This is a genomic window from Paenibacillus algorifonticola (genome assembly GCF_050481745.1).
Taxonomy (GTDB): domain Bacteria; phylum Bacillota; class Bacilli; order Paenibacillales; family Paenibacillaceae; genus Pristimantibacillus; species Pristimantibacillus algorifonticola_A.
Genome location: NZ_JBCNGR010000036.1, coordinates 260,759 through 287,708, shown reverse-complemented (window position 1 = coordinate 287,708; position 26,950 = coordinate 260,759). Strand labels below are relative to the sequence as shown.

The following is a 26,950-nucleotide window of genomic DNA, read 5'->3' as shown; positions in this document are numbered from 1 at the left end:
AATAATATCCTTGTAAAAAATTGTCGTCCAATGTAGAAGAATGTCTAAATATGGCGTTATATGACTTTCGCTTTACACCTGTAAAGCATGCAGCTCTTCCTCTATGCTTTCCCCTAGCATTTTTATAGCAATCGTCAAAAAATCCGCCTCGCTAATTTTAATTTGTCCGAAGCGAAAGCAGTAGCCCCAGTTGCGCTTGCCACTCGTAAACGTCAAGTCGTCCAACAGACCCGCGATTTTCACGGTCCGGCAAGGCAGAAAGCGAACGTCCCGCCGAAAGGGTATGAACGATTCCGTCATTTGGTGCGGATAAATCCGGTCATCAATTATCTGCCCAATAGCGGTAAACGCCTGCACCGTTTCTCCTCCGTTCATCTCCGTCCGCGGCGAATAATAAATGAGCCAATCGCCCGCCCGCATCCGCCTCAGCGCAGCTTCCTTGCCGTTGCAAAGCTGGGCAACGCCCTCCTCCACACCGATCCGCACATGCGCTTCCGAGACGACGCCTATCCAATAGCGGCGCTGCTCCAGCGAATCACTTGCTACTACGGCTAAACCATCCTGCTCGATGGACAATGCAAGCTGCGCCGGCTGCTGGGTATGGCCAATTTCCGTCAATTGTTCTAGCTTCCTCATAATAGCCTTCGCATCATATGCTTCATTCCGTGACATGTTTGCTCTCTCCTCGGCCTTTTATTAAGCTAACTATACAAAAACACTACTGACAACAGGTTGTCAGTAGTGTTGATCACCTTCTCAAGCTCATCCGTGTCTACTTCAAATTAATTGATAATGGCTCCATAGGATCGCAAGAAAATAACGGCCTGTTCGCTATCCATACGTACCCCCTTCAAATCAAGACCCTTTAAATCAATCCCATCCAGCTTGGCCCCTCTTAAATCCGCTCCTTTAAGTCTAGCTTTGCTTAAAGAAATTCGGGTCAGATCGGCATCTCTTAAATCCGCCTTCTCCAAATTAGCATCCGTAAAGTCCGCCTCGAAAAAACGAACGCCTCTTAAATCCTGTTTTGAAAAACGGGCATGCCTTAAGTTCGTGTAAGCCCAATCTCCTTGCGCAATCGTAATTCCGTCCATTTGGGCACTCGAAAAGTCGGAGCCTGTCATTTTGCAAGCGTTGAATATGGAGACAAATAGGTTTGCATCGTTAAAATTACAATTTTCGAAGGCTGTTCCCGTATGAACGGAGCCGTTTAAGGACGTTCCGCGAAAGCTGCATTCGACAAAACGACAATTAGTCGTAACTACTTCCTCCATGGAAGTATTCGTAAATGTGCATTTAGTAAACGTACAGCGATATAATTCGCCATAACGCAAATCACGTCCATCAAATCGAACCTCATGATAGGATTGTTCCTTATATTGGTACAAAAATAACCCTCCTGGCCTATTTACATATTGTTCGTCATTCGACAATTGATGATGAAGCAGCCCATATCCCTTATAAACTGGGATTTATTCGTTTATGTCCATCGACATATTTAAAGTTATCATATAGAATTATGACAACTGTATGTCATAGTTTTTTTCGCAAAAAAAATAAAAAATAAGGATGAATCCCTTGAAGATTGATCGATTATTATCCATCGTTATGCTGCTGCTTGAGCGTAATAAGGTCAGTACTTCTACCCTTGCGAAAATGTTTGAAGTCACCCCTCGCACGATTTTTCGAGATATAGAAGCGATAAACCGCGCCGGCATTCCCATTATTTCTTATCCGGGTGTTCATGGCGGCATTGGCATTATGGAAGCCTACAAAATAGAAAAAAAGCTATTTACCGTTTCGGATATAACAGCCTTATTAATTGGGCTTAACAGCATTCAATCTTCGATGTCCAGTGAAGAAATTCTAACTACGATTGCGAAAGTAAAGGGGCTCGTTTCCGAAGAGCAAATGAAGGATTTTGAAAGCCAAATTTCTATTGACCATACGCCTTGGCTAGGCAATCGAAACGTAAAGCCGAACTTCGAGGAAATGAAAAATGCGATTCATGAGAAGAGGCTATTGTCATTTAAATATTCTGACCAAAACAGCAGGCGGACGCTTAGAAAAATCGAGCCCTACCGTTTGGTACTGAAAAATTCAAACTGGTATTTACAGGGCTATTGTATGGCCAAGCAGGATTTTCGCACCTTTAAATTATCTCGCATTTCAGCTCTTAAGCCTCTTAATGAAAGCTTTGCGCCTAGGGAAATTGGGCCAGAGCTGTTCGAAATGGCCGAAAAACATACGATTACCATTAAGCTTCTAATTGATGAATCGCTTCACGACTTTATGGTGGAGTACTGCGGGGAGCAAAACGTCGAGCCTCATGGAGGAAATAAATTTGTCGTTTCCTTTCCATTCAATGAAAATGACCTTGGATACGGTTATTTGCTTGGCTTTGGCGATAAATGCGAGTGCTTGGAGCCTGAACATGTGCGTTTGGAGCTTATTAAGAGAATTAATCATTTAATGGATACTTACAAGCTGCGTACATTCAAAACCTAATAAACCTAAAACAAAAAAAAGCGTGAAGCTTGGACGAGATGCGAATGTCCAAGCATCACGCTAAAATTGAAATCTCGCATGCCCACCGTCTGCTATGCCTTCAATGCGCTCCAGCTTCAGCAGCTTGCGTTTCATCTCCAGACCTCCGCGAAAGCCAGTCAGCTTGCGGTCCGCCCCAACAATTCGGTGGCAGGGCAGCAAAATCGGAATCGGGTTGGCGCCATTCGCAGCACCGACAGCCCGTACTGCCGTAGGCCGTCCGATCGCAGCCGCAATATCGCCATAGGTTCGGGTTTCACCATAAGGCACCTGACCGAGCGCGGTCCACACTTGCTGCTGAAAGGACGTCCCGATTAAGTCGAGCGGTATTTCATCAAACGAGCTGCGTTCCCCGGCAAAATAACGCTCCAGCCATTCCACAATGCCTGTGCGTCTAATCGCCTCTGCATCCTCCCGCGGCTCCTTGCCGGGCGCTGCTTTGTTCATCCAATTGCGCCAGCCTTCCAGCTCCTCATGTGGAAATATTACACGGCACAGCCCGCGCTCGGTCGCAAGCAATAACCACCTTTGCTTGGCAAGCTCCAGCTCCATCCACATCATATCCGTTCTCATTAGCCCTCGTCCTTTCCTAGCGAATGTTATGAAAAAGAAACCCATAGACTGGACGCCTCTACACCGAGCGTCCAGTCTATGGGTTTCCGTCTATGCTAAATGTACCGGCATTTTTTGAGCAAGCTCAAATATCGTTTGATTTCTTAGATGCTCCTCCATCTTCCCCTCAGCTGACACCATCACTTGTTGAATTAAACAAGTGGAACTATGATTCAACGAGCAATCAAACAAGGAGGCCGTGCCTTCGATGGCATGAATAATATCCAGAAACGATATTTGTTCCCAATTGCGCTTTAGCTTGTAGCCTCCGTTGGCGCCTGAAGCGGATTCAATCATGCCCGCCTTAACGAGCTTGGTCAATATTTTGGACAAATAGGTAGGCGATACTTGCTGCCTCTCTGCCAACTGCTGAACCCCAACTGGCTTATCCGGGCTGGTCGCCACAAGAAACAACATCGTATGAAGAGCATAGTTAGTAGCTTTTGAATATTTCATGCGGGTCATTCCCTTCAATACAAGACTTCATTTATCTATATTAGCGGTTATTAGCTTAGCTAGTCAAGCTTGCCGGGTGACTACAAAGCGGGCATCAGCCTTTAAAAATGACCGTGAATTTCACGCCCTTCTCGGTATTTTGAACCTGGTACTCGCTTTCATGAAGCTCCAAGATCCGTTTCACAATGGAGAGGCCCAGTCCCGTGCCTCCTGTTCGCCGATTGCGCGAGCTTTCGACGCGGTAAAAACGCTGCCATATTTGCTTCAGCTTTTCCTCGGGAATCGTATCGCCAACATTTTCAATGGAAAAGGTCACCCTGCTCCCTCTGCCCTCAATCTGAATCGTAATGGTGCTGTTTTCCTGCGCGTGCTGAATCGCATTGCCTATAAAATTCGATAGCACATGCTTCATCCACCTCGCGTCGGCATGCAGCGGGAGCTCATTGCTCGTCATAACAGTCGCCTCAAGCTGCTTGGCTTGCAGCATATGGACATAGTTTCCCGTCACTTCCTCAAGCAGCTCGCTAAGCATAAAGGTGCTTTTTCGCAGCTTGAACGTATCGGATTGCAGCGTGGCCAAATTGAGCATGTCCTCCACAAGCATTTCCATGTTCTGCGCTTCCTCCACAATCACCTTTAAATAGTGATCCTGCTTTCCGGCTCCTACGCCATCCTGCAGCCCTTCGCTGAAGCTTTTAACAATACTAAGCGGCGTCTTCAGCTCATGAGAGGCATTTGCGAAAAACTCCTGCTGAGCCTGTTCCATCCTTTGCTTCTCCGCAATATCCTTTACGAGCTGCTGATTGGCCTTCTTCAAATCTCCTAGCGCAGTATCCAAGCTGCGTGAAAGCGTATGGAGGCTGCTTGATAAGCTTCCCAGCTCATCATTTTGCCGAATTGGCTCATGCACGCTGAAATCGAGCTGCACCATCCTTTTGGCCGCATTGTTCATCGAAATGAGCGGACGGGTAACCATTTTTGAAAAAAAGAACGATAAAATGATGATGAGGATAAATCCCCCTACACCTAAATAGACGTAAAACCAACGCAAAGCTTCATTCGTTTCGCCGATTTCCTGCAGAGAGGTGACCGAAAACAGCAAATCCACTTCCCCTGATTGCTGCTCAACGGGATAAATCATGATCGAATTGCGAACACCTGACCATGTTTGCGTCCACTTTTCCTCTACAACCTCCATGTTTTCGAGCTTTTCCTTTCGTTCCTCACTGAGTGGGAACCACTCGCTGATCGCATCCAGCAAAATGCCTTGCCGCGTCGTATACGTCCTCGAAACGGGCTGTATCAATTCGGTGACGACGCCAGAAACCTTCTTATGCTCGCCTCCGATCGTCCCATTGGAGGTGTGGCCTACACTTGGGTGGCCCGTTTTGTGAATACTTAACGGATATAGCACCTGATTCATCGATTCTGCCCCAGGTTCCATCTCCCCTTCCACCGTTACAACATTCCCCGACTGAATGCCGGCTGCCCGGAATTCCGTTTCGTAGCTATTCAAGAACAAGGACAAGGGAACGACATACAAATTTTGATCATCCGTTTTTAACGTAATATGATAAGGATCATCCATTCTCACTTTACCATCCAGCGTTAAAATAGCGAGCTGGATTTTATTTTGAAGCATAAAACGGGCAGCCTCATTAGACGTTTTGCTGGAGCTCCAGCCGGTCTGGGCATAGTTTTGGGCAAATTTCGCCAGCTGCTTTTCATTGCCGCTTATTTTCTGATTTTCATAAAATTGATCAAACAGCAGCAGCTGACAGAGGATGACCATGCCGTAAAAGCAAAGAAAAAAGACAACGGTCATAATGAACAGCTTAAAAGTAACTCCCCGCTTCTTCATGGCTCCTCCTCAAATTTATAGCCCGTACCAATAACGGTGCGAATATGCCGAGCCTCAAAGCCGAGCTTGCTCCGGAGCTTCTTAATATGGGAATCAACGACACGGGAATCCCCTTCAAAATCCATCCCCCAAATTTGGTTTAAAATGATGTCCCTGCGCAAAACAATGCCTTTATTTTTGATTAAAAACAACAGCAAATCGTATTCTTTGGGCGCAAGCACCACCTCAGCACCGTTCACATCCAAACGGTGAGCCGTCAAATTAAGCCTCGCATCGCCAAATTTCAAAATATTCGGCTGCAGCACGATGCTGCCCTCCACCCGTTTCATTAAGGCGGCTGCTCGCGCCAGCAGCACCTTAGGACTGAAGGGCTTCGTCACATAATCGTCGGCCCCTAGCTCAAACCCCATAATTTTATCTTCATCGCTTGATTTAGCCGTCAATAAAATAATCGGAATAGCCAAGCTGCTCCGTACCTGCCGGCATACCTCGAAGCCATCCAATTGCGGCATCATAATGTCGAGAATGATCAGATCGGGCTGCACAGTGCCCAGCCAAAGCAGTGCTTCCTTGCCATTTTCCGCCTCAAATACGCGCCAGCCGCTCATCTTGAAATAATCGGCTATCACTTCCCGAATCAAGCTTTCATCCTCAACCAGCAATAACGTTTTATTTATCATTTGAATTCCTCTTCTATCCATATTGATCCTTACTTTAACAATCGGCTATGGCTTTTATGTGCCCTTGCCACTCCGAGCAAATCGATCATGTCTATTATACCCAATCTAGTTTGAGGAGATAGGGAAGGCTGCATAACCTTATAGCAAAAAGAACGAAGCCCAGCTGCTCTCCCAAAGGGAAGAAGCGCCTTCGCTTCGTTCTTTTTGTTCACCCTTAACCTTCTCGCTGGTCAACTGGCTTTCTCATTAGCTGCTTTGGCCTTTCTTGGCCAGATCGTATAGCTGAAGCTGATCACAAAATCAATGCCGAGCACCCATGTCCACCATTCCATGACTTGCTTTAAAGCCACTGTCTGGGGCGGCTCATTAACCATTATTATCATGCCATACAGCGCTGCACATCCAATAGCCCAAGCAACGAGATGGCGAAGCCAGCCTAACCGCTCATTGCGGGCATGCTCTTCACCCGTTTTCGCTTTCTTCTGTGGTGCCGGGCCTCCGGCAAAGCGATAGGCAAACCACGCATCTGCCCAACGGATCATGGAATGCCCATATGCGATCGAACAGCCGATATATATAGCAGCAAGCCCGTGAACGAAGCTCGCCTCCGCCCCGCCGCGAAGGTGAATAACTGTAGCGGCAAGCAGCACCAGATCGATGACAGGCGTGCAGAACAGCAGAAACGCTCCCAGCTTAGGGGCGCGCAGCATATAGCGGCTAATTAGACCGGCCAGCACAAATACCCAGAAAGCAATCTCACAGCCAATAATAAATACGGCCATTGTATCCTCCGCCTTTTTAGTACAAATGTATTATTTAAAAGCCGTTGTTATTATAGCTCAATTGTATTAAAAAAACAACTGCGCTATAATACACTCATGCCAAAAATAGTCGATCACAACAAACGAAAAGAACAAATCGCCGAAGCCGTGTGGCGCATTATCGTCAAGGAAGGGCTGGACAGCGTCTCCGTACGCCGCGTTGCCGATGAGATGGCCATGTCGCTTGGATCCATTAGACATTATTTTGTTTCGCAGGACGAGCTGCTGGTCTTTTCCATGCAGCTTGTTTCGCAGAGGGTAAATGAGCGTATACAAGCGCTGCCCTTTACCGGAATGGTTCGCCACGATATGGAGCTGATCATCTGGGAGCTGATGCCGCTCGAGGAAGTGAGTATGCAAGAAGCGCAAATTTGGCTCGCCTTCGCAGGAAGAGCGTCCGTAAGCGAAGCGATACGAGCGATCAGCCTAAGCACCTATGAGGAAATATATAGCGGCCTAAGAAGGTCGTTAGAGCGTCTTATCCAGCAAGGCGTAACGATAGCAAATATAGATGCCGAATTCGAAACGGCAAGGCTCCATGCCCTGGTGGACGGGCTTGTCGTGCATAGCATTACCTATCCACAGCGATTCAGCAAGGAGTTAATGAAGAGCATCGTTACACGGCATCTCGATACACTGATGAAAATCCCCTGAACATCTGGATGTTTTCAAAAAATAGGAGCTGGTCAGTTGGAAGCCATTAAATAAGCTATGCCGTTGATCCGGCATAGCTTATTTAATAGCTTCCATATGTATCATTTACTATCGAGTTAATGATTCACGCTTTATATTATATTTTTTCCATTTCCTTATTTTCGCACGGAATGATTTAAATGGGGCCGCCGAATTAATATGAATCCACCGGGCCATCGGCCAGTTTTCCTTACTACCCGTCCAATGGCGAGCGCCTTGTATAAAAAGCTCGTCCTCGGTTAATGTGTCAATCCATTCCAGCCAGCGTTGCTCCTCTTTCCGGAATAAGTCTCTAAGCTCAGACAGGGAAAATGCACCGTACCTCTCGTAAAAAGATTGGTACAGGCCACCGAGCTGGTTCCATTTATGATCTGGAGTTGGCATAATGACACGGCGCCCTGCTTCCTCATCCCTATCCCAGCCCATAACTAGACCAAGCCAGCCCAGTTGGTAAGCGATTATTTCAGCAGGCGTTTTATCCACATCCGGTATCCTGTCATCTCTTTGATCATTACTGATTTCATCAAACTCCTTGTCGAGCAGTAAATAATTGGAGTGGATAACTTCCAACAATTCTTTTTTGGATGTATATTCATAGCTCGCCATAATAACACCCCTCTTTATCATTTTGGTTATATCAAATCCGTGTGCAATGATGAATTAAAATTCATACCCTTTAACCTTCGCATAAACACAGGTATTAGCAAGCTCGCCTGTCTGCTCACGGGCGGACTTTCGCAAAATGCCCTCCAGCGTAAAACCGGCCCGCTCCGCTACACGCGCACTGGCGTGGTTCATCTCATTACAGTGAATTTCTATTCGGCTGGCATTCAGCTCCTGAATGGCAAAGGCGGTAATTCCATTTACCGCCTCCGTCATCAAACCTTGGCCCAAGCGCGACGTTCTTAGCCAATAGCCGATTTCAAACCTCCGTACATCCCAGTCAAATCGGTGCAATCCGCTGCTGCCGACAAATTCACCTGTCTGCTTATCAAACAAATGCAGGGGCAAATCGGTACGTTCCAGAAAATTCAACCGGGCTTTCCGTACATAAGCTTCCGATTGCTCGGCAGTAGGCATCGTTTGCGCAAATGGCATCCACGGCTTCAACTGCTCCAGGCTTTCACCAATCGCTTCATTGCTAAAAACACCGTCCCCCCACTGCGGAGCCCGAATGAGCAAGCGCTCGGTTTCAAACGATTCAGGGAAAGAAATTAAAATTGGTATTTCGCTCATTTCATACAGCACCTCCTGAAGGATAACGAAATAAATTTTTTATAGTATAACGGCGATTCCATTATTTTACCAGCCTATTCTCGCCAGCTTTCCCCTCTATTCCTTGAAAAGCCTATTCATCTATAAAACAATCAATTGTCTCGTTACAAACGCTAGATTCGCTTCATATAGTATCTTATGAAGTGGAAAGGGGAAATTCATATGTCTAACATCGAAAGTTCACACCGCTCTGGAGGTAACCGTTCTGGAGATAACCGTACTGGTGGCAACCGCACTGGCGGCAACCGTACTGGTGGCAACCGCACTGGCGGCAACCGTACTGGCGGCAACCGTACTGGCGGCAACCGTACTGGCGGCAACCGTACTGGTGGCAACCGTTCCGGAGGCCGTTCCCGCGGCAAACATTAATCGCTAAGCGCATTTGCTCCCTTGAGCAAAGCAAAAAAAGACAAGGAGAGCTGGACTATTAAGGCCCAGCTCTTCTTGTCTTTTAAATTTTACTCGCAATACTCTGTGTTACCTGCGACAGCCGTATGGATGCAAGCTTATCTTCCATCGCCTGCTGTGCTTCAGCAAACACCTCTTCCAGCGACGACTGGATGTTTCGTCCAGTCGGACAAGCCGGATTCGGCTTGTCATGTATCGCAAACAATTCCTCCTGCGTATGCGATTGAACAGCCCGATAAATATCGAGCAGCGAAATTTCGTCCAGCGGACGGGTAATACTCGCTCCAGCCACTCCTGGACTAGTCTGTACAAGACCCGCTTTCGCCAGCATGCCGATGATGCGGCGAATGACAACCGGGTTTGTATTCACACTGCCTGCAATATGGTCGGACGTCAAACGCTCATCCTTATCCAAATCCAGCAGGCTCATGATGTGTATGGCTACTGCAAACCGATTGCTAGTCACGATGACCACCCTGCTTTCTATTCGACAAATGCAACCTGTCCGTTCGAAAGTGAAGCAATTCTTGCCAGCGACTCCACCCGGTATCCCAGCTCAATCAATCGTTCTCTGCCCGGCTGGAAAGACTTTTCAATGACGATGCCGATTCCTGCAACTTTGGCTCCAGCTTGCTCTACGATGCGCGCCATGCCAAGTGCCGCCTCCCCATTTGCCAGGAAATCATCAATGACGAGAAACACATCGTCCGCCTGTACAAACTTGCGGGCAACGCTAACCTCGCTCTCCTCCTGCTTCGTAAAGGAATATACCTTATGCGTGTATAAATTATCTTGCAGCGTTAATGACTTGCGTTTCCGGGCAAAAATCAGCGGAACGTCCAGCTTCATTGCCGCCATGACGGCAGGCGCAATTCCTGATGATTCAATCGTTAACACCTTCGTCACGCCCGCAGCAGCAAACAGCTCTGCAAGATGCTCCCCAATGGCATACATCAATTTCGGATCAATCTGGTGATTCAAAAACGAATCTACTTTAAGCACCTGCTCGCCTAGCACGATGCCCTCTTCTCTAATCTTCTGCTTCAAAAGCTCCATCTGTCATACTTCCCCTTCCAAAATGCTGCCACGTTCCTGAGAGGCCGGTTCATACAAATACGTCCTGCTCAGCTTGACGACCCGCCTGTTTGCTCTGCGAATGACGACTGAAGCATCATCCCAAGCTACGACGATGCCAATGACGTCATTCAACTCCAGCCCATCGCGGACAACGCGCACTTTCTCGCCGCTTATTCGGAACTGATCCAGCAATTCCTCACTAACCATGCACGAACACCCTCCCCTCAAGCCGCACTCCCCGTATATGGTGAAAAAAAACCTCAATAAACTGTAGAACCGTTTATTGAGGCTGATATATGCTATTGATCTGCGTATGCCTTAGCCAACATGTTCCTTGGAATCATTCGTCTCATACCACTCATCCAATACGCGCGAGGACATGACACGCTTGCCAATGTACTCGGCTTGACGCTCGCTAAACGGCTCACGCCATTCCAGATCCAGCTCTTCAAACAGCTTCACGATCGTAAGCAGCTCTGACCATGCTACATATCTTTTGTACCAGAAAAATTGCGGATGCTCAATCATATAAGGGTACAAATCATCAAATTCCGTATGTTTGCAATCTAATGCACGCTCAAAATGATTTTTTGCATCGGATAATTTGACATCCATGAATTCTGCTGACCAATTTCCCATTATTTCTGCCTCCCCTCGATCACTTACTTTTTATTATAAGCCAATTTCACTTACGGGGAAAGAGCAATTGTTCTGGAACATCTTACTCAAATGTAATTTGGCCGCCTTCAAGCGAAGAGATGCTGACGAGCGACTCCACTCGAACCCCTTGCTCCCGCAGCGTGCGTGAGCCCGCCTGAAACGATTTTTCAACGACAACACCCATGCCCACAAGCTTTGCGCCAGAGCGCTCAATAATTTTGAGAAGTCCTCGTGCTGCATCGCCATTGGCAATAATATCATCAATAAACAGCACCCGGTCTTCACTTGTCAAATATTGCTTAGATACCATAATATCGGTAACCATCCCTTTCGTAAACGAAGGGACACGCTCACAATAAGCGTCATTATCAGCGATTAACGTCTTTTTGCGCCTTGCAAAAACTAGCGGTACACCAAGCACATAAGCAGCTGCAAAAGCAGACGGGATGCCTGAAGACTCTATTGTGATGACCTTCGTAATTTGCTCCCCAGCGAAGCGGTTTGCAAACTCATGGCCCATTTCCATCGTTAATGCAGGATCGACCTGGTGGTTGATAATAGAATCCAGCCTAAGTACATCCGTTGACAGTACCGAAGCCTGTTCCAAAATTCGTTGTTTTAAAATATCCATCGTATGCCATTCCCCCCACCAAAAATTCCTTTTGGATAACTTACCATAGGTATAGCCAGCAGCGCAATAAGAAACGCATAACTTGCCTCCCCGTTTCCGCCCATAGGAATTAATGGGTCGTTTCCCCAACTTTTTTTGCCCCTTAACAGAAACTTTTTCCCAATATCATCCGTTTTATCTTATAGTAGAATAAAAGCATCATCCAATGATGAGAAGCGAGGAGCGCTGCCAAGTGACGAACATGAAGAAATCACCTTATCAACTTGCAAAATATGCCGCAGTTGTAGCTATTGCCGTTGCAACAGCTGGCTGTCAAAGCATGGCTGGGCCAAGCGAGACGGCTCAAAGCGCAAGTACTCCCTTAACGGCTGAACAGATGCTCACTCAGTCGGATAGCCCGCAAAAAACCTATTTGGAAAACGTTCTGGAGCAAAAGCAAAGCCCTGTGCAAAATCAGGCGATTGAAGATCATGTAGACGCCAGTACCGAAGTGAATGCTGCAAACGGCTTGTCGAGCAATAAAACAACACCAGCCAAAACAACGGAAGAAGGAAAATGGAATGCCGCCAAGCCGGCACTTCTCGGCCTTGCAATCGGCGATTCCAAAACAGCCATGACGAAGCTTTTTGGCACCGCTCTCGATTCCTACACGCTGGAGGAAGAAAATCAGGTTAAAATTGAAGTCCACGAATATGATGGCTTCGCTATTGGCCTCAGTGACAAAAATACGATTCAATACATCGAAGTGTATGATAAAAAAGTAAAAACCGGACTGAGCGGTGTTAAAATCGGCGACCATTCCAAAACGGCCGTTAAGGCGCTTGGCAGCCCAACGTCACAAAGCGGCTTTATTATCGCATACGAGGGAACAAAGACGCTGCTCAAGCTCGATCTTGATCCCGAATTAAGCGAGATCGTGTCCATCAAGCTGCTTGCTCATAGCTGACTTTAATAATCCCCGGTCAGCCACAGCACGAGTAAAGCAACGAGCAAAATCGGAAACGTAAACAGCAGCCCATATTTCGTATATTCCCGCCATGAAACCTTTACGCCGCCCTGACTCAGCAGTTGCAGCCACAGCAGCGTAGCAAGCGAACCGATAGGCGTGAGCTTCGCCCCGATCGCCGTTCCAAGCAGGCTGGCGTAAGGTAAATAATCAGCCCCATTCACCTGAGTAATCGCAAGCGACGAAATGAGAACCGCGGGCAGGTTGTTAATAGCTGCCGCCAGCAGCGCAAACAACAGTCCCGAACCAAATATGCCGGCCATTGGCGAGCCGCTGGAAGCCGCAGCAATATAGTTCGGAAACCACGCTACAGCCCCATGCACATGCAAACTGTACACAACCAAATTCATCGCCAGCGCAAATACGATGATGAGCCACGGTGCCCGCAGCACCGTCTGTTTGGCATCCACTTGTTTAAAAATAGCCGAAGCCATCCAATGGAGCCCCGCACAACCAAGCGCAATCACACAAGCTGGAAGCCCGAAATGCTCAGATGTCAAATAACCGGCCATCATGATGACGATAATGACCCAGGAAAGCCGGAACAGCGCAGCATGGCCCAGCACGGTCGCAGGCTGCGGAAATACCTTTGGCATGTCGCCCCTGCTCTTGTCATTTTTAATGATCCGACCGAAATAAGTTAACGTAACTGCAATGGTGGCACCAATTGCCGCAAGTCCAGGGAGCAGCATTTGCGAGGCATATTGATCAAAAGGGATATGAAAAAAATCGGCCGTCAAAATATTCGTCAAGTTGCTCATCATCAGAGGAGCGCTTGCTGTATCTGCCATCAGCCCGATTCCGAGCAAGTAGGCGAGCCTTCCTTTACGGGACAGCTTCAGCAGCGCTGTTACTTCGAGCACTATCGGCACCATTATCAAAATCGTTCCATCGTTGTTGAAGAAAATCGTAATCACCGCAGCAAGCAGCGACAGCATCGTGAACAGCAGAAGCGGCCGATGGAAAAACCGATGCACAATATGCAGCGCCGCCCAGCGGAAAAAGCCATTTTGATCCAGCAAAGACGTAAAGATCATAATGCCAATCAAAGAAAACGTCGCATTCCACACAAATCCCCATATGTAAACAACATCCTCCAGCTTTAACAGCTGTAAAACAAATAAAATAATGGCCCCGGCAAGCGCAATGAAAGCCTCATTCATCCCTTTTGGCTTCACCAGTATAAGCGTCAATGTGATAATAAATACGATAATGGAAATAATCATAGTCATAGCCTGTGTGTCAACCTGCCTTCGCTCAGATGAACTTGCAGTCATGCCCGTCCCGTTTTGGACATACCTTCTATAAAGCATGTGCAGAAGAGTTCGGAAACGGGGGAAGGGCTAATCATGATAATGAAACGAACAGGTAAGGTGCTGCAAATAGCATCTACCTATATGGGTACTGTTGTTGGAGCCGGGTTTGCGACAGGGCAGGAAATATTACAATTTTTCACCCGTTTCGGCTATTGGGGGACGCTGACGATCGCTTTAGCGACCTTCCTCTTCATATGGCTTGGTACGAAAATGATGCTGATTGCCAGCGATATTCGCGCCAAATCGTATGAAGATCTGAATAAAGCGCTGTTTGGCGAGAAATATGGCCGTTGGATCAGCCACTTTATGTTTGTTATTTTGCTCGGCGTTACCGCCGTTATGCTTGCGGGAGCCGGAACGATTTTTTATGAAAACTGGAATATCTCCTATCAAACTGGCCTGCTCATTACGATTGTCGGCTGTTATTTCCTGCTGCGCAAAGGGATGAAATCCATTTTGATGGTCAATGCCATCGTCGTTCCCGTCATGCTGCTGTTTACCGTACTCATCATTATTGATACCTTCAATACGCCAGGCGCCGGGCGCTTCATCTCGCTTGCCAGCGATCATTCCATATGGGCAGCTTGGGCTGCGCCTTTCCTATATACTGCCTTCAACCTATCTATGTCACAGGCAGTGCTTGTCCCACTCGGAGCAGAAATAAGGGACCGTAAAGTGATCATCATCGGATCTTGGCTCGGCGGTCTCGGCATTGGCTTCATGCTGCTTGCCGGCCATATTGCCTTGTCGGTACATATGCCAGGCATTCAGCAATATGCCATTCCGATGGGAGGCATCGCCAAGCAGCTTGGGCAAGGCGTGCAATTTATTTATGTATTCCTGATTTTCGCCGAGATCTTCACCACCCTGATCGCCGACATTTACGGCCTTACCCTTCAGCTGCAGGAGCGGCTAAAATGGTCGCGTTCGATCATCACAACGATTATCCTGCTGTTCTGCTATATGGCAAGCCAGATCGGATTTGGGCCGCTTCTATCCACTCTTTACCCGATATTCGGGCTGATCAGTCTCGGCTGGCTTTATTTAATTATCCGCAAGCGAATGGGCCGGAGCGAGGCTTAAGACAGCTTCTGCCCTTCACCTTCTGCTCCAGCCCCATTCGATCATGCAGCGTTAGATCATTCCGTTTGACGCAGCGTATTGACGTACACTTTTTTCAACTGCGCAATAACCCGGGTCAGCGAATAAACCTGCTTTGCTTTATCCCAGCCTGAACGCGCCAAGTTGTATCGATAAGAGGAATCCGTAACCAGCTTCTCCAGCGCCTCAGCAAGGGCAATCGGGTCCTCTGGCGGTACGAGCAATCCATTGACGCCATCATCAATTTGCTCCGAAATGCCCCCCACATTCGTTCCGACAAGCGCCAGCCAGCAGAGCGCGGCCTCGGCAAATACGGAACCGAATGCCTCCGCCCGCGAAGGCAGCACGAAAATATCAAAAAACGGCATAAATTCCTCGGGATGCAGCATGTAACCGTAAAAAATAATATCGTCATATAAATCCAGCTCGACTGCTAGCTGCTCCAGCTCAAGGCGAATCGGCCCATCTCCAATAATATGCAGCACGAATGGGTGTCCTCTGCGCTTTAGCTCCGCACAGCCATGAAGAAGAATGTCAATGCCTTTAGCCGGCACAAGGCGGCATACCGTAATGAGCTGGGGAACTTCATTCTCATGGGCAATCGGCTTAAAGCGCTTCTCATCAAATCCGTTTGGAATGACCTTAATCGCCGCTGCGTCCAACACATAAGGAGAAATATACGTGCGAAATGATTCCGACACCGTCAGCAGCTTATCAACACGCGCTTCCAGCTCACCGTAAATAGCAGTCAAAAATTGATGCACCTTGCCATTCTCTTCGATTTTGCCATTCAATATGAGCTCGCGTTCATAGCTGGAGTGAATCGTCATCATGACTGGCGTGTCTGGATAAAGCTGCTTCATAACCAGCGCCGCAATCGGATGATGCGCATGAATAATATCATAGGACTTCTTCAGCCGCAGCTTCGTCCACCAGACGTAATCGCGGTACGTTTGAATATATTTATCGACAAGCGGATCCCCTTCAAAAGCATGGTAATCGAAAGTTTCGAATACCACTTCCTCCTGCCCTTTGCCTCTTACCCGCTTCGGAATCGAGAATAGCTCCATTTCCCATCCCATTTGCTGAAAGCGGTCCTGAATATAGGGAATCATAGAAGAAACACCACCCGGCTGCTCCGGCGGGAAAAATAAAGCTTGTAAGATGTTCATAACTTCAATCTCCTCCAAATTTGCGCTCAAAGCCTCAATTACCCATACCCGATTGCTTGCAACGGATTACACATTTTGGGCAACGATGCCGATACTACTTATATTGGCGTTGTTCATCTGCCATCAAACATGATATAGTAGAACGTATGTTTCTGTAAAGAAGACGAATGTTGACAATCGCAGTTGTTTTTTTAATTTTTATATTTTGAGCATATGGTGGTCTTACAATGACAATCCTTTCCTGGTTAGCAGGACCTAATGGTCAACTGCTCGCATCTTCATGCGTGATTCTCATCCTTATTCTTATGTTATTCATGTCTGTGCGCCTTAGCGCCAGCTACAAGAACAATCGAACGTATGGGCTGCTCAATGCAACGCTGCCCTTCTTCATGATTCAACAGGCGCTGCTGGCCATGCTTGCTTATGCAGGCACCGCTATTCCGCCGTGGATTCATCTGCTGGCTACAACATTGCAAATCATTTCTTTTATCATTATAAACCTTGTTTTCATGAAATTATATACTCATCGGGGAACCCGCCTGAAAGTGACGCCTTTTGTTGTCATGCTCGTTCTCACTTTTGTGATCGCCGGGCTGCATATTACATATATGTCCTTCGCAGGGGCAGATGCCGCCTCGGGCAGAGCAGGCAACTTTATCGGCCTTGATTTTTACGCCCTAATCGTTACCTTTCTGATTTTGCTCGATACGAAGGGTATCGATATGAATACGAAATATTTCGCCAGCCTCGTCACCTATTTCGTCTACGAGCTCGCTCATTTGGCTGATGCGTACGCTTTTCACGGCACGATGTCAGGGATGCAGATTTTCACCTACTTGCTGTCGGTCGTCTATTTTGTCCAGCTGTTTCTGCTGTTGTTTGATTGGGTGATTGAGCGGCTTATTGCAACCTATCAATCGTCGATTACCGATGGTTTGACGGGGCTGTATAATCGCCGTACTTTCAATATGAAGGCGGCCCAGCTAATGAAGCGCGGCAAAGGCGTGGCCGTTATTTTCTGCGACATTGACAACTTCAAGCAGCTTAATGATACGCAGGGCCATCATAAGGCGGATATTGTGCTGAAGCAGGTTTCGGAAATTTTGAAAGAGGAATCGGCGGGAATTGGAACGGCGGGCAGATATGGCGGTGAAGAGCTGCTCGCCTGCATTACCCTCGAAAAGGTAAAGCCGGAGCGGGTAGCTGAATCGATCCGCAAGCGCGTTGAGCTGGAGACGATTGTCACGATCAGCGTCGGCGTATGCATCGCGAAGAAGAACGCCGACATTCAGGAGCTGGTGAAAGCCGCTGATGAAGCGATGTATACCTCCAAAAAAAGCGGTAAAAACCGCGTCACATTAGCTCCCGCCTCTGCGGCTATGAAGCAGTCGCTTTAGCAGCCATCCCTTTTGGATCATAACGGTAATTAATATAGACGCATTTAGCGAAAGGTTAATCTTTTCGCTAATGCGTCTTTTTGTGTGCAACTGTACAATCCATAAAAAATCATTACAATTGAACCTATGTGATGCAAAGACGAAATAAGCGAAGAAAAGAGTGTGCCTTGATGACAGAAAGTGCAATGAATGCTAAGGTTGATGCATTTTTAAGCAAATCCAAAAAGTGGAAGGAAGAATACGAGAAGCTGAGAGCGATCGTTCTTGACTGTGAGCTAACCGAAGATTTTAAGTGGATGCATCCTTGTTACACGCTAGATAATAAAAACATCGTTCTAATACACGGATTTAAAGAATATTGTGCGCTACTGTTTCACAAAGGTGCCTTGTTGCGGGATACCCACGGCATGCTAATTCAACAAACGGAAAATGTACAGGCGGCGCGCCAAATTCGGTTCACTAGTGTTCAACAAATCGTTGAAATGGAAACCATTTTGAAGGCTTATATTTTTGAAGCTATTGAAGTTGAAAAGGCCGGTCTGGAAGTGGCATTTAAAAAGAATTCAGAATACGCCATTCCAGAAGAGCTTCAAAATAAGCTCGATGAAATTCCTGCCTTGAAGACGGCTTTTGAAGCATTGACGCCCGGGCGGCAAAGAGCGTACATTTTTTATTTTTCTGAACCTAAGCAATCCAAAACGCGGCAGTCACGGGTTGAAAAATATATGCAGCAAATTTTGAATGGTAAAGGATTAAAGGATTAAAAAATAAACAGCCTTCACGAAAACAATCGTTATCGTGTACAGCACAACAATACGCCGCTAGAAACCTATTAAAAAGAAGGAACTTCTAAGTAGTAGAAGCTCCTTCTCTCTTAAGGTGCAGTAAAATCTTGAGTGAAGTGTGAATCAAAGAAAAGGAATAATGGCTATGATTGAATAGCAACCTCTCCGCCGGGATACAGCGTCGAGCTATACAGCCGTTTAGGCTGTGCAAGCGCTCCGCCTTGTCTCGGTGCCGGGTCAAGCTCCTTCAGCTTGCTTGCATAGATCGTCGCCAGCTCATCGTTATAAATAACCACCTGCTCCGTCCCGCTTCCTAGCAAATCCGCGTGCACCGCGTAGCCTTCCATAGGAAACTCTGCAACGACAGCTCCATAACCGTCATACAGGGCAGGGAATACGCCGCCACCACGGCGGTAGCCAAGAATATAGTCCGGCGCTTGCTCGCGCCAGCCGCTCACTGTCTCAATGATCGTCAGCCAGCCATCCGTACTGCGATCCTCCTTCCACAGCTCTTGTCCTTTGGCATCAAGCAAGAACAGCGCGTCTTTCCCTTTCAGGCCTTTGCCGTCATCCTCGCGCACAAGCCGGTCGAGACCGGCCACTTGCAGACCTGGCGAATCGCTGCGAAATCGTCCCAGTGCGATGTGCTGCGATTCAATGGAGCCTTCATAACGCCATAACTCCTCGCCGCTGCTACTGTACATGACCGTAACGCTGCCGCCAATCACGAGCTCCGGCTCACCGTCGCCATTCACATCGCCGACCCAGATGCAGTCGGCATGGTCATCCAGATCCGCGCAGCTCCAGCGGAGCTTGCCCGCCGCATCCAGCAAATCATAGCCCGCCATTACCTCATCCTTGCCATCGCCGTCCAAATCGTACACCCATGGATAATGTCCCGGGTTGCCCTCATGCGTCCATAACAGCTCAAAATGCCGATTAAGCGCCCATAGCTTATGATAGCGGTCTTTCAAAATAATGTCAGAGGCGTGCTCGCCGCCTGATAAGTTCGCAATGATGATGCAGTCATGGGCATGCGGATCCGGCAGGTCATAGCTTTCCTTAACCGTTCCACTCGCGCCATCCAGCAGCAAAAAACGGTCCTCCATAATGCATAGCACCTCCAGCCTCCCGTCCCCATCCAAATCATAAATTTGTACGGGATAATCCGAGCCCTGTTTGCCTGCCTCTGGATCTGGCTTGCCATGCTGCCACAGCAGCTTGCCCTGCAAATCATAGGCGGTCAAGCACTGCACCTGATGGGGAATGTGGCGAACATCCTGCCGATTGTCCGGCTGCACGAGCAGCAGCTCCATGCGGCCATCACCATCCAAATCGCCGATCAGCATTTTACAGCGCGGCCCTGCCTCCCTAATGTCGATGCTTCCGAGCGTATATACCGATTCCGTTCCTGACATTATCGTTATTCCTCCTTGCTGCCTATAAGGGATGTGCGGCTGCCGCCTGCAACTTCGAGCTTCACGCCGTCTACGCTAAGCCAGACACTTTGCGCATTCGGATTTTCCACAAACGTTAAAGCAGCTGAAAATTGCAGCCGCTCATACGCTTTTATATAATCGACAATCTGTTTATTCGTTGCATACCAAATATCGTCCCGGCCTCCGATGTACTGGCAAAACTGCTCCATCAGCTCCCAATTGCCTCGATCATCAAACTCGTAGCTGTGACCCCATACGTACATAAGATACAAATATTGCGTTTTGTCCAGCCCCGCAAACGTCTCCGCATGCTCCATCAGACGATCATTATGGTGGCAGGTCGCCTTCCATTCATGCCAATCGTCAGGCAGGCCAAAGCCTCCTGTCGTCTGTACAACCCGCGCATATTCAATGCCGAGCGAGGGCAGCATCGTCTTAATCGCTGGACTGAACGAACCATTCGGATAAGACATCCCTCTAACGGCATACCCGAACAATTGCTCCAGCCGTTTGCGATCCTCCATCACCTCATGCACAATCTGCTCAGCCGGGCACCGGGCAATCGTCGGATGCGTCAGCGTATGAGCGGAAACCTCGTGCCCGTCGTAAAGCTTCACAGCCTCCTGCTCCGTCAGCCTGCGCCCCGTGCCGAACAGCCCGCCATTGATATGAAACGTGCCTTTAATGCCATGCTGGTTAAAAATATTGACGAGGCGCTTATCTGCGCTCACGCCATCGTCATAGCTCATTGTCAATGCTTTATGCTTGCCCTGTGGAAAACAAAGCAGTATAGACGTCATCGTTATTCCTCCCCATATACTTTCAAATTGGCGTATTCCGCCACGAGCGGCGCCATCTGCCGAAATCCGATTTTGCCAGTCCCGAGCAGCGGGCCATAAGCTTCGCCGTCATCCTTCCATGCCAGAATAGGCAGCTCATTAATGGAAAAATAAATGCTGCCGCCCTGCTTCACAAGCAGCATGCGATAGCTTTCAGCGCAGTCTGCCGTCCCCGGCAGTGGATCGGCGCCTTGCGCCACGAGGTGAAAGCCATAGCTTTTGCGCAAATTGCAAGTATGGAACTGCCGTTCCTCCGGCCAGCGTCTGCGAAAATAAGCTAAATGCAGCGCATTTATATCGCCGTGATGATATTGCTCATAGGGGCCGTTTCGCTTAGCAAGCGCACAATCGAACAAATCCTCCCCGCTGCGCCCCGCCGCCGCAAAAAACAAAATCGCCAGCCCCGGCTCCGCTATCGGGCGAAAATCCCAAGTAATCGCCACATCCGCCGGAAAATGATGCGGGCACCATAATACAAAGTTCGCCTGCTGGCCTTCTGCCTCATCCCGGGCACTGGCTAGACGCAGCCGCTGCTGCGGAAAGGAGAGAACAGCATCCCCTTCCGCGCGGAAACCGTTCATATCCTCTGCGCAGCGCAGCGGATTGTCATAGATCAGCTTCCAGTGCGCTGGAATCATCGCCCGCTCAGCTCCTGCTGCCCCTGCGCTTCGCCGATCCGATCGGTCTGGCCATCGCCGCCTGTTCCTGAAGGTGCCAACTCCATAGCAGGCAGCGCCTCTGGGATCAGCTCCAGGCTAATGATCGTATTCAGCGACCACTGCGACGCCTCATTCGTATTGATCCAATCGATTTCCTTCATGCTGCGGAGGTTTTGAACTAAGGCAGCCTCGCCCAGCAAGTCCGTGCGGGCAAAAGCATTGCCCAGCAGCGTCTTCCAGGCAAAGGCCGCCGTTGCCGCATCTTGGCGGCGGAAAGCGCCGTAGGCGGTAATGGCAATGCTGAGAACCGGATGCTCAAAACGGCTGTCGCTGATTTCCCCGCCCGTCAGCTCATCCTTTTGCTCCTGCGTCCAGTTGTAATAAACGCCTAATTCCCCCATCATATCTTCCCATTCCGGGTCCTTCAGCATCATGGCCAGCTCAAACCACACCTGCGGCGCACCCATGCATATGGCCAAATGGCGGCCATAATTGTCCTCGCCAAACGGCGTAAGCACATTGGTCGTCGGGTCATAGCCATATGTCGGCCCGGAGATGAGCCGGTATTTCGCCTGCTTGACGCTGTTAATGCCAGTGACTATTTTATCCCGGTACACCGTATCCTCGAAGCGCTCCCAGCGCGTCATCCAATTTGAGCTGAACGCGGCCCAATCCGGCCCGACACGAATATGGGCCGGATGCTCATCTTTCGGAAAATAAGCGCGCATCGGGTCCAGCACCACCGTGCTGAAATCGGCATCCTTCACCTCATCAAGCATATCGCCAATGCGCTCATCGGCGGTCAAATAATAGTAATAGCGGTGCAGCCCTGCCATCGCAATGCGCGCCTCCTTGCAGCCGCAGCCCCAATGGACCACGTTATGCCGCGAGCCAAGCCCGGCATATTCGCCAAAATGATACACATCCACCTCGCTCGTATGCCGCGTCATCGCCTCAGCCAAACGGAAAATATCCTCGCGCCCGCTGCGCATGAACATAAGCCACAGCCACATATTCGGCACCAGCTCTGAATTTTGCCAAGCACAGCCGCCAAGATCATAGTTCCACACATGACGGACCGGATCATAGCTGTGCATGAAATCGCCAAAATCCCAAAAGCCGTACCAACGGCGCTGCTCCACCTCAGCCTGATAAAAGGCGACAATGCCATCCAGCCGCTCCTCTAGCTGCTCCTTTGCAGCGGTGCTGCGATCCGGCAAGCTCCAAATGCCGAAGGCGCGTGCCTCATACAAATGCTCCGGCTCGCATACAAGCTGGGAGGGCGACTGAATTTCCGCCAGCATATGGGCCAGCTTCTCTTCATCCGGCGTTGCCGCTGTGCACCAAAGCATCAGCTCGCTCGTATTGGCAATGCCGTACGGCGTTGCCCGCAGCTCCTCCGAGCCCTCATAAGCCGACTCCACATACGTTTGGGTATCGTAATGCCGCAAATCCATCGCCGGCGCATCCGGCGACCAGAACCACACATACAGCTTGGCCGAAGACGAAGCTGTATGACGAAGCTCCAGCGAGGCCGGATGCTTTTTCCAAAAATTCCGCATACCTGCAGCTAGGCCGCCGCCCTCGCTTCCGATATAGGCAAGCCCTTCCGCACGGCTCCCCTCACCTGCCTTCAGCCAGCTGCACTCCGCCTTTGTACGCTTCGTCGCCACATAGTGATCCGCTGAATGCTGCACCAGCTTGAAATCATCCCAGACCGCTGAATTTTCCAGCAGCCCGAGAAAATAAGCATCCTCGTCCGCATCAAAAGCAACGGCTTCCCCCGCTGCTTGTCGTTCAAACAGCTCGCGGTATTTGCCTTTCGTCCGCCGCGTATGCAGCGATTTCGGCGATTCCCGCAAAAAACCGCCGGCATTGCCCGCCAACCGGGCATGCCGATTGTAAAGCGGCCCCTGCATCGGTACAGCAAGCGACAGCCCCAGCCCTTTTATGTAGTCCGCATGCGGATTGCCGTCATAGAAAAACGTGTGGACGAGGCGAACAGCATCCAGCCCCGCATACAAATAAAAGCGCAGCGTAAACGGTATCCATTCTCTGCTTGGACTGACTCTGACTACGTTTTGCTGATTGGGCTTGTTCGGGTCAGCCGTTTGGCTTAAATTGTAGCTCGCGCGATGCTTGCCCGTCAGCTTAATGACCGCCCTGACCGGGCCATCCTGCTCGACAGCCGCCGTATGAACAAAGCCGTAAAACGGCTCCTCGCGCAGCGTTAAAGCGCCGTGCAGCTGGTTGCGGCTTTCCTTCAAGCACACCAGATCGCCGCCGCTGCACAGCTCCTGCTCCCCGCGCTTAATGCTGCGGATGACTCCCCTGCCGCTTCGCGCGAACGTACAAACGATAACACCTGTATCTACGATGATCGACTCATCGGTTGTCACGATTTTAAGGACAGGCTGCTCCTCTTCCACAGCCGCATTAGCAGCCCTATCAAGCTCCTTCCTCGCTGCCGCTGCCTGCTTTGTCAGCTGAAAGCTGCCTTCCGCGCCGAAGCTGACCGCCGCATGGGCGGACCATTTGATGCTGCCATCCGGCCAAAAGGCGGTAGCCCAGCTTTGCATCGGCAGCGCGGAAACGTTTTCCATATTTCCCCCCCCTACTGCCTCGCTATGCAGAACAAGTGAATCGCCACGCAGCAATTCGCCTTCCTTCCAAGGAACACCCCATGTTAAACCAACAGGCGCAGCCGCCTGTTTACCTAGCCATTTTAGCTTGACACTCATTGCCAGCACCTCTTTCTTCTAAGCTGCTTTCTATACTAGAAGGATGATAGTTTGCGGGCAATGACACTTTTTTGCTCCCAGATCCTTTTGCAGTAAACGCCACTTAAGCGACCCAGATCAGGTATCAAAAGCGGCCCTTTCAAGGCTTGCACTTTCTTGCAAAGGCTTGAACTTTATTGCTTTAGCAATAGGCAGCCGTTGATGCCCGTTCCAGCATTACGGCTGCTACCCAGCTACTTTTCTTGCTAATTCTCTTGCTACTTCTCTTGCTGCTTTTCTTGCAGAGCTCCTACCTGACTACTCCGCTTGGCTCAGCTCGCGATAGCGGCTTGGCGTCATGCCCTCCAGCTTTTTGAAGATGCGATTGAAATAGCTGTGCTGATAGCCGACGCGCTCAGCGACGTCATTAATTTTCAGCACGGACTCGCGCAGCAGCTCCTTCGCTTTGTCCATGCGCAGCCCAGTCAAATAATCGATGAAATTTTTTCCCGTCACCTGTTTAAACGACTTGCTCAGGAAAAAAGGATTCATGCCGATATGCTCGGCGCAGCTGTCGAGCGATATATCGCTCATATAATGCTGCTGCAAATACAGCATCGCATGCTCGATCTGCCGCTTCACCCCAGCATTCGTCCGCTCGCCCAGCTCCTTAAGAAACGGAGCGGCAATCATGCCGCGAAACCAGTCCAAAAGCAGCTCCGGCTCGCGAATTTGCGACAGCTGCTCGTAGCGGTTCGCCCCCTTGAACAAGCGGTTCGGGGCGATACCCGACACCATAATCGCATGCTGGACGGCGCCGAGCAAATGCAGCATGCCCTGCTGCACATCCATTTCCTTCGCCTCGGCGCTGGACAACGCTTGCAGAAACTGCTCCAGCAGCTCGTAAGCCTCCGCTTCACGCCCCGTGCGGAGCGCCTGTATAAACTCCCGCTCCAGTGTAAACGGATATGCGGGCTCCGACGCTGCGCTGCCCTGCTCCTCCAGCTGCTCCATATCAATAATTTGATTTTCCTGATCGTAGCGGCGGAAGCTGACTGCATGCTTCGTTTCTTCGAACAAATGCGGAATCTCTGTTATGCTCGCTGTATCCGGACTGATCGCAATCGTCGCCTGCATATTCAGAATTTGATTGAACGCCTGCATCGCCGCTTCGCTGAATGCATGCAGCTCCTCGCGATATGAGCGCCCTTCCGGCACAATAATGAGCAAGCCCGCTGCTAAATTATGAAAGTTGATCGTATTGCTCTGCTCAAAATAGGTTGCCGCCAGCTCCTCCATCATATTGACCGCCGCAAACGTCGCCAGCCCCTCATCGCCGTATTTGAATTTGCCCTCCAAATTAGCGATGCCGGTCAGCTTCATATACAGCACCATATAATGTGTGCCCGGCTCTATCTGCCATTTGTAACGCTCCATTCGGCGAAGCAGCTCCCCCTCGGAGTAATCGGCTAAATAGCCTTGCAGCAGCTGATGCAGAAAGCTTTCCTTCACATGAGGCAGCTGCTCCGAAAGCTTCGCATGCAGCTCCTCGCTTTCCCGGTGCAAATGCTGCCACTGCCGCTCGATCCACGTAAACTCGCATTCCGGCTTGCCTGCTGGTGCGCTTCGCTCCCGTAGTACCGTCATCAGGCGATTGACTGGGGAATATATGCTGCGCGAGGCAAGCCACGCTAGAATGGCCGCAAGCAGCAGTGCGCCAAGGCTGACCGCTACAATGCTTTTCGAGACGACCATAACCGGCTCGGTAATGCCCGTAATCGGCGAAGCAGATACATAAGTCCAATTGTGTGCAATTCGGGACAGCTTGCCATAGGAAACCGCATACGTTATGCCGCTCTCGCTGAACCGAAACAAAAATGAACCTTTATGCGAGCTCTCAGCAGCAACCGCCTCATTTAAAGCGCTTACAAATTTAGAATTCCTATCATTCCCGCTCGTGGATGCGTACAGCTCCCCATTATCCTGCATCAAATACGTTTCTCCGCCTTCACCGGGCGTCATCGTCCGCAGCATCTCGCTAACCTTGTCGTTATCCAGCCTAATAAGCAGCGCTCCGAAAGGGTGCAGGCTGCCTCCAGGAACGTAATGCACAAGTGTCAGCTCCTTATCGGATGGACGGCTCGCGTCAAAGGCAACCTGCGTCCAGTAAGCTACTTTATCCGATCGGAGCAGCCCTTCATAGGCTTCTGCCTGCCCATCTCCTTGCAGCACGCCATATTCCGGCCCGAACAGCACATGCTGATCCCCGCCAAGATACAGCCCGACCTGCTTGTTCATCGTATTGGAGCCTTGCATGACCAGCAGCGTCTTCGTAATGTCACGCGCCTTCTCGAATTGCTGCACATAGTCCCGATTGCCGAGCGTATAATCGAACTTGGAATCGAATGCCCAGTGCGACAGCATCAGCTCCAAATTCGTCAGCTGCTCGTCGATGCTCTGTGCCCGCTGCTCAATTTGCTCATTATGCTGCTCCAGCAAGCGGTCCTCCAGTATGCCCCCAGCCAAAAAATAAACGAGCGCCCCGGTAATCAGTCCCGGAATGCTGCAAACGACGAGCAGCAGGATAAGATTTTTGCGATAAAATCTTCCTTTCGGACCCGCTGCCTTCCCCGCCCCCGGCATAAGCCTGGCTTTCATTCTTTTGATCATGAGCTCACCCACTAGCTGTAAATTAGGCGATTGCAACGAATCTCCTTTGTAAACGCATTCGCTAAGCAGGCTAAATTTCCTGCCAATCACGCTTCATTTTATTTATTTATCACATATATTGGAAC

At 49.5% G+C, this 26,950-nt stretch carries 28 protein-coding genes; 7 read left to right on the top strand and 21 right to left on the bottom strand.

The annotated features are described in order from the left end of the window. Nucleotides 1-72 precede the first annotated feature (72 nt). Entirely contained in the window at nucleotides 73-576 is a 504-nt protein-coding gene (locus ABEW34_RS26520; protein ID WP_430163226.1) for an EVE domain-containing protein, read from the bottom strand. Between the two features lie 206 nt (nucleotides 577-782). Beyond that, nucleotides 783-1,388: a pentapeptide repeat-containing protein gene (locus tag ABEW34_RS26515; RefSeq protein ID WP_430163056.1), complete on the bottom strand. Its 606-nt coding sequence runs from the start codon at nucleotides 1,386-1,388 to the stop codon at nucleotides 783-785. Between the two features lie 190 nt (nucleotides 1,389-1,578). Between ABEW34_RS26515 and ABEW34_RS26510 the strand changes: the two genes are divergently transcribed. Beyond that, the gene (locus tag ABEW34_RS26510) at nucleotides 1,579-2,508 is read left to right on the top strand and encodes a helix-turn-helix transcriptional regulator (protein WP_430163053.1); all 930 of its coding nucleotides are present in this window, start codon (nucleotides 1,579-1,581) and stop codon (nucleotides 2,506-2,508) included. Nucleotides 2,509-2,568: 60 nt separating this feature from the next. Here ABEW34_RS26510 and ABEW34_RS26505 read toward each other — a convergent pair whose 3' ends face one another. The 5 genes from ABEW34_RS26505 to ABEW34_RS26485 all read right to left on the bottom strand — a co-directional run bounded on the left by ABEW34_RS26505 (nucleotide 2,569) and on the right by ABEW34_RS26485 (nucleotide 6,938). Next, entirely contained in the window at nucleotides 2,569-3,120 is a 552-nt protein-coding gene (locus ABEW34_RS26505; protein WP_430163050.1) for a methylated-DNA--[protein]-cysteine S-methyltransferase, read from the bottom strand. Between the two features lie 90 nt (nucleotides 3,121-3,210). Next, nucleotides 3,211-3,615, bottom strand: a complete 405-nt coding sequence (locus ABEW34_RS26500) for an Rrf2 family transcriptional regulator (RefSeq protein WP_099521006.1) — start codon at nucleotides 3,613-3,615, stop codon at nucleotides 3,211-3,213. Nucleotides 3,616-3,709: 94 nt separating this feature from the next. Then, on the bottom strand, nucleotides 3,710-5,476 hold the full coding sequence (locus ABEW34_RS26495) for a sensor histidine kinase (RefSeq protein WP_430163047.1): 1,767 nt from the start codon (nucleotides 5,474-5,476) through the stop codon (nucleotides 3,710-3,712). Continuing rightward, complete coding sequence (locus tag ABEW34_RS26490) at nucleotides 5,473-6,153, bottom strand: response regulator transcription factor (protein ID WP_430163224.1); 681 nt, start codon at nucleotides 6,151-6,153, stop codon at nucleotides 5,473-5,475. Before ABEW34_RS26490 ends, ABEW34_RS26495 begins: the two co-directional genes overlap by 4 nt. Before the next feature lie 233 nt (nucleotides 6,154-6,386). Beyond that, the gene (locus tag ABEW34_RS26485) at nucleotides 6,387-6,938 is read right to left on the bottom strand and encodes a hypothetical protein (RefSeq protein ID WP_430163045.1); all 552 of its coding nucleotides are present in this window, start codon (nucleotides 6,936-6,938) and stop codon (nucleotides 6,387-6,389) included. A 96-nt stretch (nucleotides 6,939-7,034) separates the two neighbouring features. Between ABEW34_RS26485 and ABEW34_RS26480 the strand changes: the two genes are divergently transcribed. After that, nucleotides 7,035-7,631, top strand: coding sequence for a TetR/AcrR family transcriptional regulator (locus ABEW34_RS26480; protein ID WP_430163042.1), 597 nt, complete (start codon nucleotides 7,035-7,037; stop codon nucleotides 7,629-7,631). A 108-nt stretch (nucleotides 7,632-7,739) separates the two neighbouring features. On the opposite strand, the gene ABEW34_RS26475 is transcribed toward ABEW34_RS26480, so the two are convergent. Beyond that, nucleotides 7,740-8,276 carry a ClbS/DfsB family four-helix bundle protein gene (locus ABEW34_RS26475; RefSeq protein WP_430163040.1) on the bottom strand — a complete coding sequence of 179 codons (537 nt, stop codon included), beginning with the start codon at nucleotides 8,274-8,276 and terminating at the stop codon, nucleotides 7,740-7,742. Between the two features lie 54 nt (nucleotides 8,277-8,330). Continuing rightward, nucleotides 8,331-8,906, bottom strand: a complete 576-nt coding sequence (locus ABEW34_RS26470) for a GNAT family N-acetyltransferase (RefSeq protein ID WP_430163037.1) — start codon at nucleotides 8,904-8,906, stop codon at nucleotides 8,331-8,333. A 262-nt stretch (nucleotides 8,907-9,168) separates the two neighbouring features. Between ABEW34_RS26470 and ABEW34_RS26465 the strand changes: the two genes are divergently transcribed. Beyond that, complete coding sequence (locus tag ABEW34_RS26465) at nucleotides 9,169-9,321, top strand: hypothetical protein (protein ID WP_430163035.1); 153 nt, start codon at nucleotides 9,169-9,171, stop codon at nucleotides 9,319-9,321. Between the two features lie 75 nt (nucleotides 9,322-9,396). On the opposite strand, the gene ABEW34_RS26460 is transcribed toward ABEW34_RS26465, so the two are convergent. The 5 genes from ABEW34_RS26460 to ABEW34_RS26440 form a co-directional block, all read right to left on the bottom strand. After that, nucleotides 9,397-9,822 carry an Rrf2 family transcriptional regulator gene (locus tag ABEW34_RS26460; protein WP_430163222.1) on the bottom strand — a complete coding sequence of 142 codons (426 nt, stop codon included), beginning with the start codon at nucleotides 9,820-9,822 and terminating at the stop codon, nucleotides 9,397-9,399. 14 nt (nucleotides 9,823-9,836) lie between these two features. Next, on the bottom strand, nucleotides 9,837-10,409 hold the full coding sequence (locus ABEW34_RS26455) for a xanthine phosphoribosyltransferase (protein ID WP_430163033.1): 573 nt from the start codon (nucleotides 10,407-10,409) through the stop codon (nucleotides 9,837-9,839). Between the two features lie 3 nt (nucleotides 10,410-10,412). Further along, nucleotides 10,413-10,637 (bottom strand): hypothetical protein, encoded by a 225-nt coding sequence (locus ABEW34_RS26450; protein WP_430163030.1) that lies wholly within the window; start codon nucleotides 10,635-10,637, stop codon nucleotides 10,413-10,415. Between the two features lie 111 nt (nucleotides 10,638-10,748). Further along, complete coding sequence (locus ABEW34_RS26445; protein WP_046229684.1) at nucleotides 10,749-11,069, bottom strand: hypothetical protein; 321 nt, start codon at nucleotides 11,067-11,069, stop codon at nucleotides 10,749-10,751. A gap of 82 nt (nucleotides 11,070-11,151) precedes the next feature. Continuing rightward, nucleotides 11,152-11,721, bottom strand: coding sequence for a xanthine phosphoribosyltransferase (locus ABEW34_RS26440; RefSeq protein ID WP_056041884.1), 570 nt, complete (start codon nucleotides 11,719-11,721; stop codon nucleotides 11,152-11,154). Between the two features lie 232 nt (nucleotides 11,722-11,953). On the opposite strand from ABEW34_RS26440, the gene ABEW34_RS26435 reads away from it, so the two are divergent. After that, complete coding sequence (locus ABEW34_RS26435; protein WP_430163027.1) at nucleotides 11,954-12,667, top strand: hypothetical protein; 714 nt, start codon at nucleotides 11,954-11,956, stop codon at nucleotides 12,665-12,667. A 2-nt stretch (nucleotides 12,668-12,669) separates the two neighbouring features. Here ABEW34_RS26435 and ABEW34_RS26430 read toward each other — a convergent pair whose 3' ends face one another. Further along, nucleotides 12,670-13,959, bottom strand: a complete 1,290-nt coding sequence (locus ABEW34_RS26430) for an ArsB/NhaD family transporter (protein ID WP_430163024.1) — start codon at nucleotides 13,957-13,959, stop codon at nucleotides 12,670-12,672. Between the two features lie 123 nt (nucleotides 13,960-14,082). On the opposite strand from ABEW34_RS26430, the gene ABEW34_RS26425 reads away from it, so the two are divergent. Beyond that, the gene (locus ABEW34_RS26425; RefSeq protein WP_430163219.1) at nucleotides 14,083-15,126 is read left to right on the top strand and encodes a YkvI family membrane protein; all 1,044 of its coding nucleotides are present in this window, start codon (nucleotides 14,083-14,085) and stop codon (nucleotides 15,124-15,126) included. A 56-nt stretch (nucleotides 15,127-15,182) separates the two neighbouring features. Here the strand turns inward: ABEW34_RS26425 and ABEW34_RS26420 are convergent, their stop codons facing one another. Continuing rightward, entirely contained in the window at nucleotides 15,183-16,316 is a 1,134-nt protein-coding gene (locus ABEW34_RS26420; protein ID WP_430163021.1) for a glycosyltransferase family 4 protein, read from the bottom strand. A gap of 227 nt (nucleotides 16,317-16,543) precedes the next feature. Between ABEW34_RS26420 and ABEW34_RS26415 the strand changes: the two genes are divergently transcribed. Further along, nucleotides 16,544-17,713, top strand: coding sequence for a GGDEF domain-containing protein (locus tag ABEW34_RS26415; RefSeq protein ID WP_430163018.1), 1,170 nt, complete (start codon nucleotides 16,544-16,546; stop codon nucleotides 17,711-17,713). 170 nt (nucleotides 17,714-17,883) lie between these two features. Further along, nucleotides 17,884-18,477, top strand: coding sequence for a YdeI/OmpD-associated family protein (locus ABEW34_RS26410; RefSeq protein WP_430163016.1), 594 nt, complete (start codon nucleotides 17,884-17,886; stop codon nucleotides 18,475-18,477). Between the two features lie 164 nt (nucleotides 18,478-18,641). On the opposite strand, the gene ABEW34_RS26405 is transcribed toward ABEW34_RS26410, so the two are convergent. The 5 genes from ABEW34_RS26405 to ABEW34_RS26385 all read right to left on the bottom strand — a co-directional run bounded on the left by ABEW34_RS26405 (nucleotide 18,642) and on the right by ABEW34_RS26385 (nucleotide 26,825). Then, nucleotides 18,642-19,916, bottom strand: coding sequence for a hypothetical protein (locus ABEW34_RS26405; protein WP_430163013.1), 1,275 nt, complete (start codon nucleotides 19,914-19,916; stop codon nucleotides 18,642-18,644). A 5-nt stretch (nucleotides 19,917-19,921) separates the two neighbouring features. Beyond that, nucleotides 19,922-20,737, bottom strand: a complete 816-nt coding sequence (locus tag ABEW34_RS26400; RefSeq protein ID WP_430163011.1) for a polysaccharide deacetylase family protein — start codon at nucleotides 20,735-20,737, stop codon at nucleotides 19,922-19,924. A gap of 2 nt (nucleotides 20,738-20,739) precedes the next feature. Next, nucleotides 20,740-21,414, bottom strand: a complete 675-nt coding sequence (locus tag ABEW34_RS26395; protein WP_430163008.1) for a DUF1961 family protein — start codon at nucleotides 21,412-21,414, stop codon at nucleotides 20,740-20,742. Beyond that, nucleotides 21,411-24,176 (bottom strand): hypothetical protein, encoded by a 2,766-nt coding sequence (locus tag ABEW34_RS26390; RefSeq protein WP_430163005.1) that lies wholly within the window; start codon nucleotides 24,174-24,176, stop codon nucleotides 21,411-21,413. Before ABEW34_RS26390 ends, ABEW34_RS26395 begins: the two co-directional genes overlap by 4 nt. Before the next feature lie 297 nt (nucleotides 24,177-24,473). Beyond that, the gene (locus ABEW34_RS26385) at nucleotides 24,474-26,825 is read right to left on the bottom strand and encodes an AraC family transcriptional regulator (RefSeq protein WP_430163002.1); all 2,352 of its coding nucleotides are present in this window, start codon (nucleotides 26,823-26,825) and stop codon (nucleotides 24,474-24,476) included. Nucleotides 26,826-26,950 lie beyond the last annotated feature (125 nt).